Here is a 13,298-nt window from a genome sequence, read left to right on the forward strand (position 1 = left end):
GTGGAGCCTAGAAGTGGGGCGAGCGGGCGTCAACAGTTTGTTGAATTGAATCAACGTTTTGTTGAAGAGGATTCCGGGCCGCGGCGACGCCTGGGCGCGACAGGACAGGTGTCAGCGCCGCCGCGGCCCGGAAGTGTGGGGCGGGCCCGGATCAGACCTGGGCGCCGGACAGACGCTCCACGGCCCGCAGCAGGGCCGAGTGGTCCAGTCCGCCGTCGCCCTGCGCACGCAGCGACGCGACCAGCTGGGCGACCACGGCGCCGACCGGAAGGGCCGCGCCGACGTTGCGGGCGGCGTCCGTCACGATGCCCATGTCCTTGTGGTGCAGGTCGATACGGAAGCCGGGCTTGAAGTCCCGGTTCAGGAAGTTGTCCTTCTTCCGCGTCAGCACGGTCGAGCCCGCGAGGCCGCCGTTGAGCACGTCCAGCGCCGCCTGGAGGTTCACGCCGGACTTCTCCAGGAAGACCACGGCCTCGGCGCACGCCTGGATGTTCACGGCGACGATCAGCTGGTTGGCCGCCTTCACGGTCTGACCCGAGCCGTGCGGACCGCACAGCACGATGGTCTTGCCGAGGGCGTCGAAGATCGGCTTCGCCTGGTCGAAGTCGGCCTGCTCGCCGCCGACCATGATCGACAGTACGGCCTCGATGGCACCGGCCTCGCCACCGGACACGGGGGCGTCCAGGACGCGGATGCCCTTGTCCTTGGCCGCCTTCGCCAGGTCGACCGAGGTCTGCGGGGTGATCGAGGACATGTCGATCAGCAGCGCGCCGGACTTCGCGTTCTCCAGGATCCCGTCGGGGCCGTAGGAGATGGCCTCGACCTGCGGGGAGGCCGGCACCATCGTGAGGACGACATCGGCGTCCCGCACGGCCTCGGCGATCGAACCGGCGACCGTGCCGCCGGCGGCGGCCAGGCGGTCCAGCTTGTCCTGCTCCAGGGTGAAGCCGGTGACGTCGTAACCCGCCTTGATCAGGTTCTCGGACATGGGGGAGCCCATGATGCCGAGGCCGATCCAGGCGATCTTGGGAAGGTTGCTCATGATGGGGGTACCTCTCTGAACTGCTGTTGTGCGTCTAAGAGTTGGTGCCGGTCAGCGACAAATCAGCCCGTCCGGCGTTCGAGGACGAGGCCCGTTCAGGGCCGAAGCGGGGGTCTGGGGGCGGCGGCCCCCAGGGTGTTCAGCGGGCCGAGCGGTGTTCTGCCGGCAGCCACTCGAAGGACTCCGCGCTCGGCCTGTCGCCCGGCTTGTACTCCAGGCCGACCCAGCCCTCGTAGCCCGCCTTCGCCAGCTGGTCCAACAGGTCCTCCAGCGGCAGCGCCCCCGTGCCCGGCGCGCCACGGCCCGGGTTGTCGGCGATCTGGACGTGGCCGGTCTTCGAGGCGTACTGCTCGATCACCGCAGGCAGGTCCTCGCCGTTCATGGACAGGTGGTACAGGTCCATGAGGAACTTCGCGTTCCCCAGCCCCGTCGCCTCGTTGACCCGGTCCACGACGCCGACCGCGGCCGGTGCGCTGACCAGCGGATACAGCGGCGACTCCGGCTGGTTCAGCGCCTCGACGAGGAGAATCGCGCCGATCCGGTCGGCCGCCCGCGCCGCGAGGGCCAGGTTCTCCAGCGCGAGAGCGTCCTGCTCGGCCGGGTCCACGCCCTCGACGCGGTTGCCGTACAGGGCGTTGAGCGCCGTGCAGCCCAGCGAGGCCGCGAAGTCCGCCGCCACGTCGATGTTGGCGCGGAACCTCTCCGACTCCTCGCCCGGGACCGACAGGGCGCCGCGGTCGGGGCCGGGCAGCTGACCGGCGTAGAAGTTCAGGCCGGTGAGCTGGACGCCCGCGTCCTCGATCGCCTTCTTCAGGGCGTCGAGCTCGGACTGCTCGGGGGTGGGGGAGTCGATCCAGGGCCACCACAGCTCGACCGCGGTGAAGCCGGCCGCGGCGGCGGCCGCGGGGCGCTCCAGCAACGGGAGTTCCGTGAAGAGGATCGACAGGTTGACGTTGAAGCGCTGCTCTGCGAATCCCATGTCGCCGGCGCTCCCTTCCGTTGTCGAGATTCCATATAGCGGAAGTTAGTTTCTGCGTACTGGAAGATTGCCGTCGTGTGTCGTGGCTTGTCAAGGGGGCTCGTACCGTCGAAGAGGGGGCTGCCCGAACGTTCGCGCGCGCGTTAGGTTGAGCGCGTGCGATTGAGAGTGGAGTTCACGACCGAGCCCTTCGACCTCGACGAAGCGCCCGCGCATGCGGTGGTCGCCCGTGAGGTCGTCGAGGCTGCCGAGCTGGACGCGGTGGATGTCGGCCCGTTCGGCAACACGGCGGAGGGCGGCGCCGACGCCGTGCTCACCGCTGTGGACGCCCTGCTGCGCAAGACCCTGGAGGCAGGCGCCACCCGGATCTCGCTCCAGGTCAACGTGGTCGGGGAGGGCGAGGAGTGACCGGCACCGGGGACGAGCCCTTCATCGCGGCCGTGAAGCCGCTGGTCGACGCCATGGGTGGCGAGATACTCCCGCCCGACGAGGCCGGACCCGAGGACGTCGTGCTCTCCTGGGAGGGGGCCGACGTCGTCGCCGTACGCCTGCCCCAGCTGGCGGACTCCCTGGATCACATCCTGGCCGCCATGGAGCGCAGGCAGGGCAAGCCACTGGCCGACCTGGACCGCAAGGACAAGCAGGAGGTCGTGCGGATACTGGAGGCGCGCGGCGCCTTCTCCGTGCGGCACGGTGTGGAAACCGTGGCGAGCGCGCTCGGCGTCAGTCGCTTCACGGTTTACAACTACCTCAACCGTGAAAAGGGTGCCTGACGTGGCCTGACTCGGGAGACGGGGCGACTGCGGCGCCCCGCCCGGTTTCGGTACCGCGAATTTTCAACAAAGTGTTGACGTCTCGTCGTCGTAGGGCGTTAGCTATCGGCACGCCCGTTCAGTACGAAGGCCCTTCGCGGCCACGGAGGCTCCCGTGACGTCGAATTCCACGCCCCCGGGCCTGGCCCGGTTCAACGCCCTGGAGGAGCACGCGGCCCACGCCGCGCTCCATGAGGCGTGCGCCTCCAGCACCTGGGCGAAGCACCTGCTGGTCGCCCGCCCCTACGCCACCGCCGACGACCTCTACGCCGCCAGTGACGCCGCCATGGCCGAGCTGACCGCCGAGGATCTGGCCGAGGCGATGGCCGGGCACCCGCCCATCGGCCGCCCCAAGCCCGGCGACCCGACCTCGTCCCGGGAACAGCGCGGCATGGCCGGCGCCTCCGAGGAGCTCAAGGCGGAGATGCTGGAACTGAACCTCGCCTACCAGGAGAAGTTCGGCCACGTCTTCCTGATCTGCGCCACCGGCCGGACCGGTGAGCAGATGCGCGACGCGGTCAAGGAACGGATCGGCAACGCGCCGGAGCAGGAGCGGGAGATCGTCCGCACCGAGCTGGGCAAGATCAACCGTATCCGGCTCGCCCGGCTCGTCGACGAAGACTGATCTTCGAGGAAGACCGAAGAGGACGCCTGACCATGAGCACCAGCACCACCGCCTCCGTGTCCACCCACATCCTGGACACCAGCATCGGCCGCCCCGCCGAGGCCGTCGCCGTCCAGCTCGCAGCCCGCACCGGCCGCGGCGCGGACTGGCAGACGCTCGGCGGCTCCGCGACCGACGCGGACGGGCGGTGCAAGGACCTGCCGGCGCTGCCGGAGGGCACCACACACGTACGGCTCGACTTCGCCGTGGAGCCGTATTTCGAGAAGAAGCAAGCCGATGCGCAGCAGGACGCCCCCGCGAATCGGGACAGCGGTGCCGTGTTCTTCCCCGAGGTGGCGATCACCTTCGCCGTGAAGCCCGGGGAGCATTACCACGTGCCGCTGCTGCTCAACCCGTTCGGCTACTCCGTTTACCGAGGGAGCTAGCAGACATGCCCACGATCCTGGGACAGAACCAGTACGGCAAGGCCGAGAACCGAGTCGTAAAGATCACGCGGGACGGCGCCACCCACCACATCAAGGACCTGAACGTCTCCGTCGCTCTCTCCGGCGACATGGACGAGGTCCACTACTCCGGCTCCAACGCCAACGTCCTGCCGACCGACACCACCAAGAACACGGTGTACGCGTTCGCCAAGGAGTACGGCATCGAGTCCGCCGAGCAGTTCGGCATCCACCTCGCCCGCCACTTCGTCACCTCGCAGGAGCCGATCCAGCAGGCCCGGATCCGTATCGAGGAGTACGCGTGGGAGCGGATCGAGGCCGCCGACGCCAACTCTCGGTTCATCGGCTCCGACGAGGTCAAGCACTCCTTCGTCCGCAAGGGCCAGGAGACGCGGGTCACGCAGATCACCTACGACGGTGAGAAGTGGGAGGTCGTGTCCGGCCTCAAGGACCTCGTCGTGATGAACTCGACCAACTCCGAGTTCTGGGGCTACGTCAAGGACAAGTACACGACGCTCAAGGAGGCCTACGACCGCATCCTGGCCACCCAGGTCTCCGGTCGCTGGCGGTTCAACTGGACCGACGACGAGCAGCGGATGCCCAACTGGGAGAAGTCCTACGAGCAGACCAGGAAGCACATGCTCCAGGCCTTCGCCGAGACCTACTCGCTCTCGCTGCAGCAGACCCTGTACCAAATGGGCTCGCGCATCATCAACAACCGCAGCGAGATCGACGAGGTCCGCTTCTCCCTCCCGAACAAGCACCACTTCCTGGTGGACCTGGAGCCGTTCGGGCTGAAGAACGACAACGAGGTGTACTTCGCCGCCGACCGCCCCTACGGCCTGATCGAGGCCACCATCCTGCGGGACGGCTGTGAGCCGAAGATCCCCGTGGACCTCACCAACCTGTAAGCCAGCAAATCCATTTCGGCACCCGCGGCCGGAGGAGCGAGCCTGAGGACTCCCCGGCCGCGGTACTCAAATCCCCCAGGGTCCTGCCGTGCCCTCCGCTTCAGCACACCTCGTCGAAAAGGGACGAATCATGGCAGCAGCCCAGCGCATCGTCATCGAGAACTGTTCGATCGCGACGGTGGACGCGAACGACACCGAGTACGCCACGGGCCACCTCGTCATCGCGGACAACCGCATCGAGTCGCTCGGCGCGGGCAAGGCACCCGAGGGCCTGGAGAACGTCGTACGCCGCATCGACGCCACCGGGCATCTGGTCACTCCCGGCCTGGTCAACACCCACCACCACTTCTACCAGTGGATCACGCGGGGCCTGGCCACGGACCACAACCTCTTCAACTGGCTCGTCGCCCTCTACCCGACGTGGGCGCGCATCGACGAGCAGATGGTGCGCTCGGCCGCGCAGGGCTCCCTGGCGATGATGGCCCGCGGTGGCGTGACCACCGCCATGGACCACCACTACGTCTACCCGCAGGGCTCCGGCGACCTCTCCGGCGCCATCATCGGCGCCGCCCGCGACATGGGTGTCCGCTTCACCCTCGCCCGCGGCTCCATGGACCGCAGCGAGAAGGACGGCGGGCTGCCGCCGGACTTCGCCGTCGAGACCCTCGAAGGCGCGCTGGCCGCGACCGAGGAGACCGTCAAGCAGCACCACGACTCCTCCTTCGACGCGATGACCCAGGTCGCCGTCGCCCCCTGCTCCCCGTTCTCCATCTCCACCGAGCTGCTCAAGCAGGGCGGCGAGCTGGCCCGCCGGCTCGGCGTGCGCATGCACACCCACGGCTCGGAGACCGTGGAGGAGGAGAAGTTCTGCCACGAGCTGTTCGGCATGGGCCCGACCGACTACTTCGAGTCCACCGGCTGGCTCGGCGAGGACGTGTGGATGGCGCACTGCGTCCACATGAACGACTCCGACATCGCCGCCTTCGCCCGGACGAAGACCGGTGTCGCCCACTGCCCGTCCTCCAACGCCCGCCTCGCCGCCGGTATCGCCCGCGTCCCCGACATGCTCGCGGCAGGCGTCCCGGTCGGCCTCGGCGTCGACGGCACCGCGTCCAACGAGTCCGGCGAGCTGCACACCGAACTGCGCAACGCCCTGCTCATCAACCGCCTCGGCGCCCACCGCGAGGCCGCCCTGAACGCCCGGCAGGCCCTGCGGCTCGGGACGTACGGCGGTGCCCAGGTCCTCGGCCGCGCCGCCGAGATCGGCTCGCTGGAGCCGGGCAAGCTGGCCGACCTCGTGCTGTGGAAGCTGGACACGCTCGCCCACGCCTCCATCGCCGACCCGGTCACCGCGCTGGTCTTCGGCGCGGCCGCCCCGGTCACCGCGTCCTTCGTGAACGGCCGGCAGATCGTGGAGGACGGACGCCTGGGCACGGCCGACGAGGACGCGATCGCCCGCTCGACCCGCGCAGAGGCACAGCGCCTGGCGAGGATCGCCGCGCAGTAGCTCCGCGGCACCGGCTCCGAGTCACCGCGGAGTGCTCCGTATCGCCGATACGGCACCTGAACACCGGCCGGGAGGGACGGCTCCCGGCCGGCAGCCGTGGACCCGAGCGGGGTCCATGGCGGCCGTCTCCGGGGCGCACGCCCATGCGTGCGCTCCGGAACGGTCACCGTTTCCCCCGGAACGGGCCCGTCCCCGGTCCCGCACGACCGCGCACCACCTCCCTGAAACCCACGTCAGAGCCGCCGTGTAACCGACCGGAGGAGAGCCGCAGTGTCCGCCCAGTCCGTTCATCCAGTCGACGAGAAACTCCCCGCCCTGAAAATGGCGACCACCGGCCTTCAGCATGTGGCCGCCATGTACGCGGGAGTGGTCGCCCCACCCCTGATCGTCGGCGCGGCCATAGGCCTCTCCGCGACCGATCTGACCTTCCTCACCGGCGCCTGCCTGTTCACCGCGGGCCTCGCCACCTTCCTGCAGACCCTCGGGATCTGGAGGATCGGCGCCCGGCTGCCGTTCGTCAACGGCGTCACCTTCGCCGGCGTCGCCCCCATGACCGCGATCGTCGCCTCCACCGAGGACAAGTCCGACGCCCTGCCGATCATCTTCGGCGCGGTGATCGCCGCCGGCCTCCTCGGCTTTGTCGCCGCCCCCTTCTTCAGCAAGGCGGTGCGCTTCTTCCCACCGGTCGTGACGGGCACGGTCATCACCCTGATCGGCATCTCGCTGCTCCCCGTCGCCTTCGGCTGGGCGCAGGGCCCCAACCCGGTCGCGGACGACTTCGGTTCGGCGACGAACCTGGGCCTGGCGGGCGGGACCCTGCTGATCGTCCTGCTCCTGCGCCGGTTCACCACGGGCTTCGTCAAGCAGATCGCCGTACTGCTCGGCCTGGTGTCGGGCACGCTGATCGCGATCCCGTTCGGTGTCACGGACTTCGGGCCCGTCGCGGACGCGGCCGTCATCGGCTTCCCGACCCCGTTCCACTTCGGTGCCCCGCAGTTCCAGCTCGCGGCGATCATCTCGCTGTGCGTGGTGATGGTGGTGTCGATGACCGAATCGACCGCCGACATGCTGGCATTGGGTGAGATCGTCGACCGCCCGGCCGACGAGAAGACCATCGCGGCGGGCCTGCGCGCCGACACCCTCGGCTCGGCGATCAGCCCCCTCTTCAACGGCTTCATGTGCAGCGCCTTCGCGCAGAACATCGGCCTGGTCGCCATGACCAAGATCCGCAGCCGGTACGTCGTCGCCGCGGGCGGCGGCTTTTTGGTCCTGATGGGCCTGTGCCCGATGGCCGCGTCGCTCATCGCGGTCGTACCGCGCCCGGTGCTCGGCGGTGCGGGCGTGGTCCTGTTCGGCTCGGTGGCGGCCAGCGGCATCCAGACCCTGGTCCGGGCCGGCCTGGACCGGGACAACAACGTCCTGATCGTCGCCGTCTCCCTGGCCGTCGGCATCGTCCCGATCACGGCGCCGGAGTTCTACCACGCCTTCCCGGAGACGGCGCGGATCGTCCTCGACTCCGGCATCTCGACGGGCTGTGTGGCGGCGGTGGCGCTCAACCTCGTCTTCAACCACCTCGGCAGGGGCCGCGACGCGCAGGACGTCACCCACCCCATGGAGGCAGGGGAGGAGATCACCGGCGTGACCCGGGCCCCGGCCACGCCATGAGGTCGCCGAACAACTCGGCCTGCTCGACGGCGTCGTCCCACGCATGGTGCGTGTGACGCCGCCTCGACAGCGGCGGACCGCCCTGGCTGGCCACGCTGTACGCGCCCGGGCCCTCCCTGACGGAGGCCGTCGCCCGGCGTGGCCCGCTGCCGGTGCCCGCGGTGCTGTGGCTGATGGCGGGGGGTGGCCGAGGCGCTGCAGGCCATCCACGGCGCGGGAATCGTGGGTTCGTCGTGCACGATCCGGTACAGCACACCGGGCGCGGAACCCTCCCCGTAGAGCGGCCGGCCCAGCGCCGCGAACGCCGCCGTCTGGCCCAGCGCGAAGACATCAGTCGCAGCCGTGACCTCGCCGAGCGAGATCTGCGTCAAGGACTCCTCCGGGACATCGCGCTGCTCGTGGTCCAGACGAAGTCGACGGCGCTGCCGGAGCTCGCCTCGGTGAGTCTGGACATGACGGCCTGGAAGGACGCGGCCTGGTCGCCCCGTGGCGACATGCGATCGCCCCGGCAGAACTGCGGGAGTCCTGCCGGGGCGAGCGGTGTCCCTGCGGGGCCGGATCAGCGGGTGAAGGTCACCCGGTTCTCCTTCAGGGAACCGCAGTTGGAGCCGGTCACCTGCACGTACACGTTCTTGATGTGCCCGCCCCAGTCGACGCAGTGGCCCTTGCCGGTGACGTAGGTCGGTCCGGCGTACGACGTGAAGCTGCCGTTGTCCTCGTGGAACTCCTCGGTGTCGGGGACGTAGATCCACGCGGACATGTCCTGGACGGTGCCCGGGTTCTTGCGGATGGTCACGACACAGTTCTCGCCGTTGGAGGCGTTGTACGTCAGGTAGACGGTGCCCAGCGTGCCGACGGGCGCCGAGTTCACGGTCTTGTAGGCGCTGCCGCAGACCTTCTGCGGGGTGGTGTTGGGCGCCGCGGAGGCGGGCGAGGCCAGAGCGGCCGTGCTCCCCACCATCAGGGCCGCCACTGCGGCGCCGGACAGAACAGAACGGGTGTATCGCATATTTCCCCCTGGTAACCATTGGAGTTGGTTGCTCCTGCATGATGTGACCCACGGGGTATCCGAATGGTTGTGCTCAGTTCTGCCGCGATCGGAGGGCGACCGCCGCCAGTGCCAGCGCGCTGATCGCGATCAACGTCCCTACCTGGAAGGCGAGTTGATAGCCCGCTGCCGTGGCGGCCACCAGTTCCGTGCCGCGCTCGCGCAGGCCGTCGGTGCGGCTCGCGGCCAGGACCGAGAGCACCGCCAGGCCCAGCGAACCGCCCACCACCTGTGTGGTGTTGAAGAGCCCGGACGCCAGCCCCGCGTCCTCCTCGCGGGCACCCGACATCGCGAGCCCGGTCAGCGCGGGCATCGCCGCGGCGAAGCCGGCAGCGAGCAGAAGCAGCGGCGGGAGTACGTCGGTGAGGTACGAGCCGTCCACCGGCGCACGGCTCAGCAGCGCCATGCCCGCGACGATGAGGGCCAGCCCCGCCAGCAGGACCCGGTACGCCCCGTAGCGCTCGACGGTCCGCGCCGACAGGCCCAGCATCAGCACGCCGATGGCGATCGGCGCCGGCAGGAACGCCGTACCGGTCAGCAACTCGCCGTAACCCAGGACGCGTTGGAGGTACAGCGCGCCGATGAACTGGAAGCCGTACATCGTCGCGATCATCAGGATCTGCACGGCGTTCGCGCCGCTCAGCAGCCGGGAGCCGAACAGGCGCAGCCGCAGCAGTGGACGAGCCGCCCGTGCCTGACGGAGCGTGAACGCCACGAACAGGGCCAGGGCCAGGGCGGCCAGCAGCCAGGTGGCGGTCAGTTCACGGTCGCCGGCGCCGACGATGACGTACACCGTGAGCATCAGCGCGCCGGTGACCAGCGCCGCGCCCGGGTAGTCGGCACCCTTGCCGAGCCCGGCGCCGCGGTCCGGCTCCAGCACCCGTAGCGCCGCGAGCAACGCCACGATCCCGATCGGCAGGTTGATCAGGAAGATCCAGTGCCAGTTCAGAGCCTCGGTCAGCGCCCCGCCGAGGAAGGTGCCGAGTGCGCCGCCCGCCGCGCCGACCGCGCTGAACACCGCGATGGCGCGGGCCTGTTCACGCGGCTCGGGGAACAGCGCCACCAGCATGCCCAGCACCACGGCCGAGGTCATCGCCCCGCCCACGCCCTGCAGGGCGCGCGCCGCGATCAGCACGCCCTGCTCGGTCGCCACCCCGCACAGCACGGAAGCCGCGGTGAACACGGCGAGCCCCGCCGTGAACATCCGCTTGCGGCCGGCCAGGTCGCCGAGCCGGCCCGCCAGCAGCAGCAACCCGCCGAACGGGATCAGGTAGGCGTTGACGACCCAGGCGAGGCCCGGCCCCGAGAAGCCGAGGTCGGTCTGGACGGCGGGCATGGCGACCGTGACGATGTTGCCGTCCAGGATCGTCATCAGCGTTCCCGCGCACAGGACGACGAGGGACGCCCAGCGGGAGTACGTTCGGTGTGATGTCGGCGTCGGGGACTCGACGATGGCCGTCATGGCGGTCCTGCCTCCGGCTTCTCCAATGGTGCACGACTTGTAACGGGGTACATCGTGAGTGACCATGGGAGAGCGGCATAAGGAGGCAGTTGGATGTCCCAGAGGAACACCGGTGTAACCGTCCAGGCAGTGAACGCGCACGCGTGCCCGGTCCGCGAAGTTCTTGACAGGGTCTCCGGGAAGTGGAGCGTCCAGATCCTCGTCGCCGCCGCGCACGGACCCATCCGCTTCACCGAACTGGAGCGCAGCATCGAGGGCATCAGCCGCCGGATGCTGACCCTCACCCTGCGCAATCTGGAGCGCGACGGCCTCGTCACCCGCACCGTCCATCCGACGGTGCCGCCGAAGGTGGAATACGAACTGACGCCGGTGGCACGGGAGTTGCACGAGACCCTGCAGCGCCTGACCGACTGGGCCGAGCGGAACAGGGTCTACATCGCCGAGTCGCGTGCCACCTACGACGAGGAGCACGACAAGGAGCAGGTCTGACTACAGCCCGAACAGGCTCGGGTCCGTGGACAGTTCCTTGAAGTAGTCCTGCGGGTTCGCCACCAGCTTGCGCTCCTGAAGGTCCAGCAGCCCGCCGACACCCTTGAGTTCGGCCGCCACCGTGCCGTCGGCCTTGCTGATGGTCTGCAGGACACTGAACGTCCGGCCGCCCGACCACTCGAAGGCGCAGGTGATGTCCACCTCGTCACCGGCGAGGAGCTCACGCTTGTAGCGGATGGTCGTCTCCAGTGCGACGGGACCCACGCCCTTGCCTATCAGCCCCGTCTGGGTGATGCCCGCGGCCTGGAGCAGCGACCAGCGCGCGTGCTCGGCGTAGTTGATGTACACGCTCTGGTTGACGTGCCCCTGGGTGTCGGTCTCGTAGCCGCGGACGGTGACCCGGACGGAAAACTGCTCGCTCACTGCTTCCCCTTCTCGCCTTCGGTGCCCAGTGCACCGATCTTGGCACGCACGTCATGCCCGTCGTGGTGACGCAAGCAGATAGCGTGCCCTGGTGCGCGGCTCGGTGTGCTCGCCGACCTGCCAGCCCGCCTCTTCCAGTGTGGCCGCGCAGGCCCGCAGCCGCGCGCCGTCGCTCTCGTGCACGGCTGCGGCCTCCGGCTGCGGGGTTGCCCGCACCCGGTACCCGTCCGCGGAGTCCGGCCCGGCCGGAGGGTGGCCGGCCGCCTCCAGCGCAAGCGCGGCGGCCTGCACCAGATGCGTACGCTCCCAGCCGCACGGCCGGTCCACGGCCCCGTCCGGGCTGGTCATCCGGCGCAGCTCCAGCAGACCCTGCCAGGCCCCGCGCACCTCGCGCAGCCGGGCCGGGCCCGAGAGCGGGGCGTCCTCCTCACCGCCGATCCGCGCGGCGAACACGCCCCTGGCCGCGGTGTCCTCGGCCGGTGCGGGTGGTGCCGGCTCGGCCTCCCGTATCCGATGCCCCGCCGGCGTCAGAAAGTGGTCGTGCGGCGGCCGCGGGTGCCGGAAAGCGAGGCCCCGCTTCACCAGCGCCGCGAGCTGGGATTCCGTGCCCCTGAGCCGTCCCGTGTCGGGATCGGCGGCGTCGATGACACGCCGCTGGGCGGCGGTCGGCGGTCTGGTCACGGCGTGCTCCTCCCCGGGCGCTCGGGCTGCCCGCCCCGCCTGCCGGCCGGGCAGTCGGCCCCTCTGCTGGGAAGGCTACGACCCGGGTCTGACATTCCACCCGGCGATCACGGGCCGACCGTGCTCGGTACCCAGCCGGCAGAGCGTCCCCGTCGCCAGCTGGAACAGCGCCCCGTCCGCCGCCGGCAGCCCGAGCCGCCGGGCCGTGAGCACCCGCAGGAAGTGCCCGTGCGCCACGAGCACCACGCACCCCTCGGTGTTGGCGAAGGCGGCGTCCACCTTGGCCAGCATCCGGTCGGCGCGCTCCCCGACCTGTTCCGGACTCTCCCCGGGACGGTCGGGCGGCCCCGGCGCGACCCCGTCCGTGAACAGGAACCACCCCGGCCGCTCGCGCTGGATCTCGACGGTCGTGATGCCCTCGTACCCGCCGTAGTCCCACTCCCGCAGGTCGGCGTCGACCCGCATGTCGTGCAGTCCGATCAGCTCCGCGGTCTCCCGCGCCCGTTGCGACGGGCTGACGAACGCCGCCCCGATCCGATGCGAGCGGATCATCGGCACCAGCCGCCGCGCCTCCTCCCGCCCGTGCTCGGTGAGCGGTACGTCCGTCCAGCCCGTGTGCCGCCCGGACCGTGACCAGGCGGTCTCGCCGTGCCGGACGAGAAAGAGATCACTCATGTGTCCAGGCTAAGAGCCCAGCGCTCCAACTCCGCGAAGTCACGCTCGCGCAGCCCCTTGCGCGCGTCGACCGGTACGAGCAGCGCGGCCGCGTCATGGCGGGCCGCGACATGCCGTACGTCGAGGTCGGTGATCATGTCGTCGACCCAGACGAAGGGCCGTCCCGCCGCCCACGCGACCACGTGCCGGGTCTTCCAGTACAGCCCGTCGGGGTCCGTCCCGAACAGCTCGGGCCACTCGATGACCGGCAGCTCACCCGGCAGCCCGATCACCGGCCCGATCAACTCGTTGGCCTGGTGCTGCCAGGTGGTGGCCCAGGCCAGCTCGTACGGCAGGGCCAGCAGCCGCTCCCCGTGCCCCGGATGCAGGCGCACCTTCAGGCCCCGGCGCAACCGCCGGGACCCCGGAGTCTGCCGGGCGGACCAGTTGGCGGGGTGCAGCCGGCACGTCACATAGCCGCGATGGCGGAGGTACGGGGCGCGGAACGGGTTGAGAGGACCGTCCACGTCGAGCAGCAGCAGAGGGCGGGTACTCAT

General features: G+C 70.0%; 16 protein-coding genes. 8 read left to right on the top strand and 8 right to left on the bottom strand.

The window, feature by feature from the left end; translation table 11 throughout:
- Positions 1 to 151: 151 nt before the first annotated feature.
- Positions 152 to 1,042, bottom strand: coding sequence for a 2-hydroxy-3-oxopropionate reductase (locus ACZ7L5_RS03375; protein WP_328878325.1), 891 nt, complete (start codon positions 1,040 to 1,042; stop codon positions 152 to 154).
- 139 nt (positions 1,043 to 1,181) lie between these two features.
- Positions 1,182 to 2,021, bottom strand: coding sequence for a TIM barrel protein (locus tag ACZ7L5_RS03380; RefSeq protein WP_471513989.1), 840 nt, complete (start codon positions 2,019 to 2,021; stop codon positions 1,182 to 1,184).
- A gap of 156 nt (positions 2,022 to 2,177) precedes the next feature.
- On the opposite strand from ACZ7L5_RS03380, the gene ACZ7L5_RS03385 reads away from it, so the two are divergent.
- The 7 genes from ACZ7L5_RS03385 (at position 2,178) to ACZ7L5_RS03415 (ending at position 7,984) form a co-directional block, all read left to right on the top strand.
- Entirely contained in the window at positions 2,178 to 2,429 is a 252-nt protein-coding gene (locus tag ACZ7L5_RS03385) for a YkoF family thiamine-binding protein (protein WP_328878323.1), read from the top strand.
- Positions 2,426 to 2,794, top strand: coding sequence for a helix-turn-helix domain-containing protein (locus tag ACZ7L5_RS03390; RefSeq protein WP_328878322.1), 369 nt, complete (start codon positions 2,426 to 2,428; stop codon positions 2,792 to 2,794). Before ACZ7L5_RS03385 ends, ACZ7L5_RS03390 begins: the two co-directional genes overlap by 4 nt.
- Before the next feature lie 154 nt (positions 2,795 to 2,948).
- Entirely contained in the window at positions 2,949 to 3,458 is a 510-nt protein-coding gene (gene uraD / locus ACZ7L5_RS03395) for a 2-oxo-4-hydroxy-4-carboxy-5-ureidoimidazoline decarboxylase (protein WP_328878321.1), read from the top strand.
- 32 nt (positions 3,459 to 3,490) lie between these two features.
- Complete coding sequence (uraH, locus tag ACZ7L5_RS03400; RefSeq protein ID WP_471513991.1) at positions 3,491 to 3,883, top strand: hydroxyisourate hydrolase; 393 nt, start codon at positions 3,491 to 3,493, stop codon at positions 3,881 to 3,883.
- A 5-nt stretch (positions 3,884 to 3,888) separates the two neighbouring features.
- A complete protein-coding gene (gene pucL / locus ACZ7L5_RS03405) occupies positions 3,889 to 4,812 on the top strand; it encodes a factor-independent urate hydroxylase (RefSeq protein ID WP_471513993.1) in 924 nt (307 codons plus the stop codon).
- Between the two features lie 130 nt (positions 4,813 to 4,942).
- Positions 4,943 to 6,319 carry an 8-oxoguanine deaminase gene (locus ACZ7L5_RS03410; protein WP_471513995.1) on the top strand — a complete coding sequence of 459 codons (1,377 nt, stop codon included), beginning with the start codon at positions 4,943 to 4,945 and terminating at the stop codon, positions 6,317 to 6,319.
- 270 nt (positions 6,320 to 6,589) lie between these two features.
- On the top strand, positions 6,590 to 7,984 hold the full coding sequence (locus ACZ7L5_RS03415; RefSeq protein ID WP_471513997.1) for a nucleobase:cation symporter-2 family protein: 1,395 nt from the start codon (positions 6,590 to 6,592) through the stop codon (positions 7,982 to 7,984).
- A gap of 559 nt (positions 7,985 to 8,543) precedes the next feature.
- Here ACZ7L5_RS03415 and ACZ7L5_RS03420 read toward each other — a convergent pair.
- Together ACZ7L5_RS03420 and ACZ7L5_RS03425 are read right to left on the bottom strand one after the other, a co-directional pair.
- Positions 8,544 to 8,993 (bottom strand): spore-associated protein, encoded by a 450-nt coding sequence (locus ACZ7L5_RS03420; protein WP_471513999.1) that lies wholly within the window; start codon positions 8,991 to 8,993, stop codon positions 8,544 to 8,546.
- A 73-nt stretch (positions 8,994 to 9,066) separates the two neighbouring features.
- A complete protein-coding gene (locus tag ACZ7L5_RS03425; protein WP_471514001.1) occupies positions 9,067 to 10,494 on the bottom strand; it encodes an MFS transporter in 1,428 nt (475 codons plus the stop codon).
- A gap of 93 nt (positions 10,495 to 10,587) precedes the next feature.
- Here ACZ7L5_RS03425 and ACZ7L5_RS03430 point away from each other — a divergent pair, with 93 nt between their 5' ends.
- A complete protein-coding gene (locus tag ACZ7L5_RS03430; RefSeq protein WP_362387418.1) occupies positions 10,588 to 10,983 on the top strand; it encodes a winged helix-turn-helix transcriptional regulator in 396 nt (131 codons plus the stop codon).
- On the opposite strand, the gene ACZ7L5_RS03435 is transcribed toward ACZ7L5_RS03430, so the two are convergent.
- The 4 genes from ACZ7L5_RS03435 to ACZ7L5_RS03450 all read right to left on the bottom strand — a co-directional run bounded on the left by ACZ7L5_RS03435 (position 10,984) and on the right by ACZ7L5_RS03450 (position 13,298).
- On the bottom strand, positions 10,984 to 11,406 hold the full coding sequence (locus tag ACZ7L5_RS03435) for an acyl-CoA thioesterase (protein ID WP_365054321.1): 423 nt from the start codon (positions 11,404 to 11,406) through the stop codon (positions 10,984 to 10,986).
- A gap of 51 nt (positions 11,407 to 11,457) precedes the next feature.
- The gene (locus ACZ7L5_RS03440) at positions 11,458 to 12,087 is read right to left on the bottom strand and encodes a hypothetical protein (RefSeq protein WP_471514004.1); all 630 of its coding nucleotides are present in this window, start codon (positions 12,085 to 12,087) and stop codon (positions 11,458 to 11,460) included.
- 75 nt (positions 12,088 to 12,162) lie between these two features.
- Complete coding sequence (locus tag ACZ7L5_RS03445; RefSeq protein WP_328878312.1) at positions 12,163 to 12,762, bottom strand: histidine phosphatase family protein; 600 nt, start codon at positions 12,760 to 12,762, stop codon at positions 12,163 to 12,165.
- A complete protein-coding gene (locus ACZ7L5_RS03450) occupies positions 12,759 to 13,298 on the bottom strand; it encodes an HAD domain-containing protein (protein WP_471514006.1) in 540 nt (179 codons plus the stop codon). Before ACZ7L5_RS03450 ends, ACZ7L5_RS03445 begins: the two co-directional genes overlap by 4 nt.

It is taken from the genome of Streptomyces sp. NPDC107528 (assembly GCF_055639295.1).

Coding starts and splice junctions, on each gene's coding strand:
- ACZ7L5_RS03375 (WP_328878325.1), bottom strand. CDS start 1,042: ATGAGCAACCTTCCCAAGATCGCCTGGATCGGCCTCGGCATCATGGGC.
- ACZ7L5_RS03380 (WP_471513989.1), bottom strand. CDS start 2,021: ATGGGATTCGCAGAGCAGCGCTTCAACGTCAACCTGTCGATCCTCTTC.
- uraH (WP_471513991.1), top strand. CDS start 3,491: ATGAGCACCAGCACCACCGCCTCCGTGTCCACCCACATCCTGGACACC.
- pucL (WP_471513993.1), top strand. CDS start 3,889: ATGCCCACGATCCTGGGACAGAACCAGTACGGCAAGGCCGAGAACCGA.
- ACZ7L5_RS03410 (WP_471513995.1), top strand. CDS start 4,943: ATGGCAGCAGCCCAGCGCATCGTCATCGAGAACTGTTCGATCGCGACG.
- ACZ7L5_RS03420 (WP_471513999.1), bottom strand. CDS start 8,993: ATGCGATACACCCGTTCTGTTCTGTCCGGCGCCGCAGTGGCGGCCCTG.
- ACZ7L5_RS03425 (WP_471514001.1), bottom strand. CDS start 10,494: ATGACGGCCATCGTCGAGTCCCCGACGCCGACATCACACCGAACGTAC.
- ACZ7L5_RS03430 (WP_362387418.1), top strand. CDS start 10,588: ATGTCCCAGAGGAACACCGGTGTAACCGTCCAGGCAGTGAACGCGCAC.
- ACZ7L5_RS03445 (WP_328878312.1), bottom strand. CDS start 12,762: ATGAGTGATCTCTTTCTCGTCCGGCACGGCGAGACCGCCTGGTCACGG.
- ACZ7L5_RS03450 (WP_471514006.1), bottom strand. CDS start 13,298: ATGAGTACCCGCCCTCTGCTGCTGCTCGACGTGGACGGTCCTCTCAAC.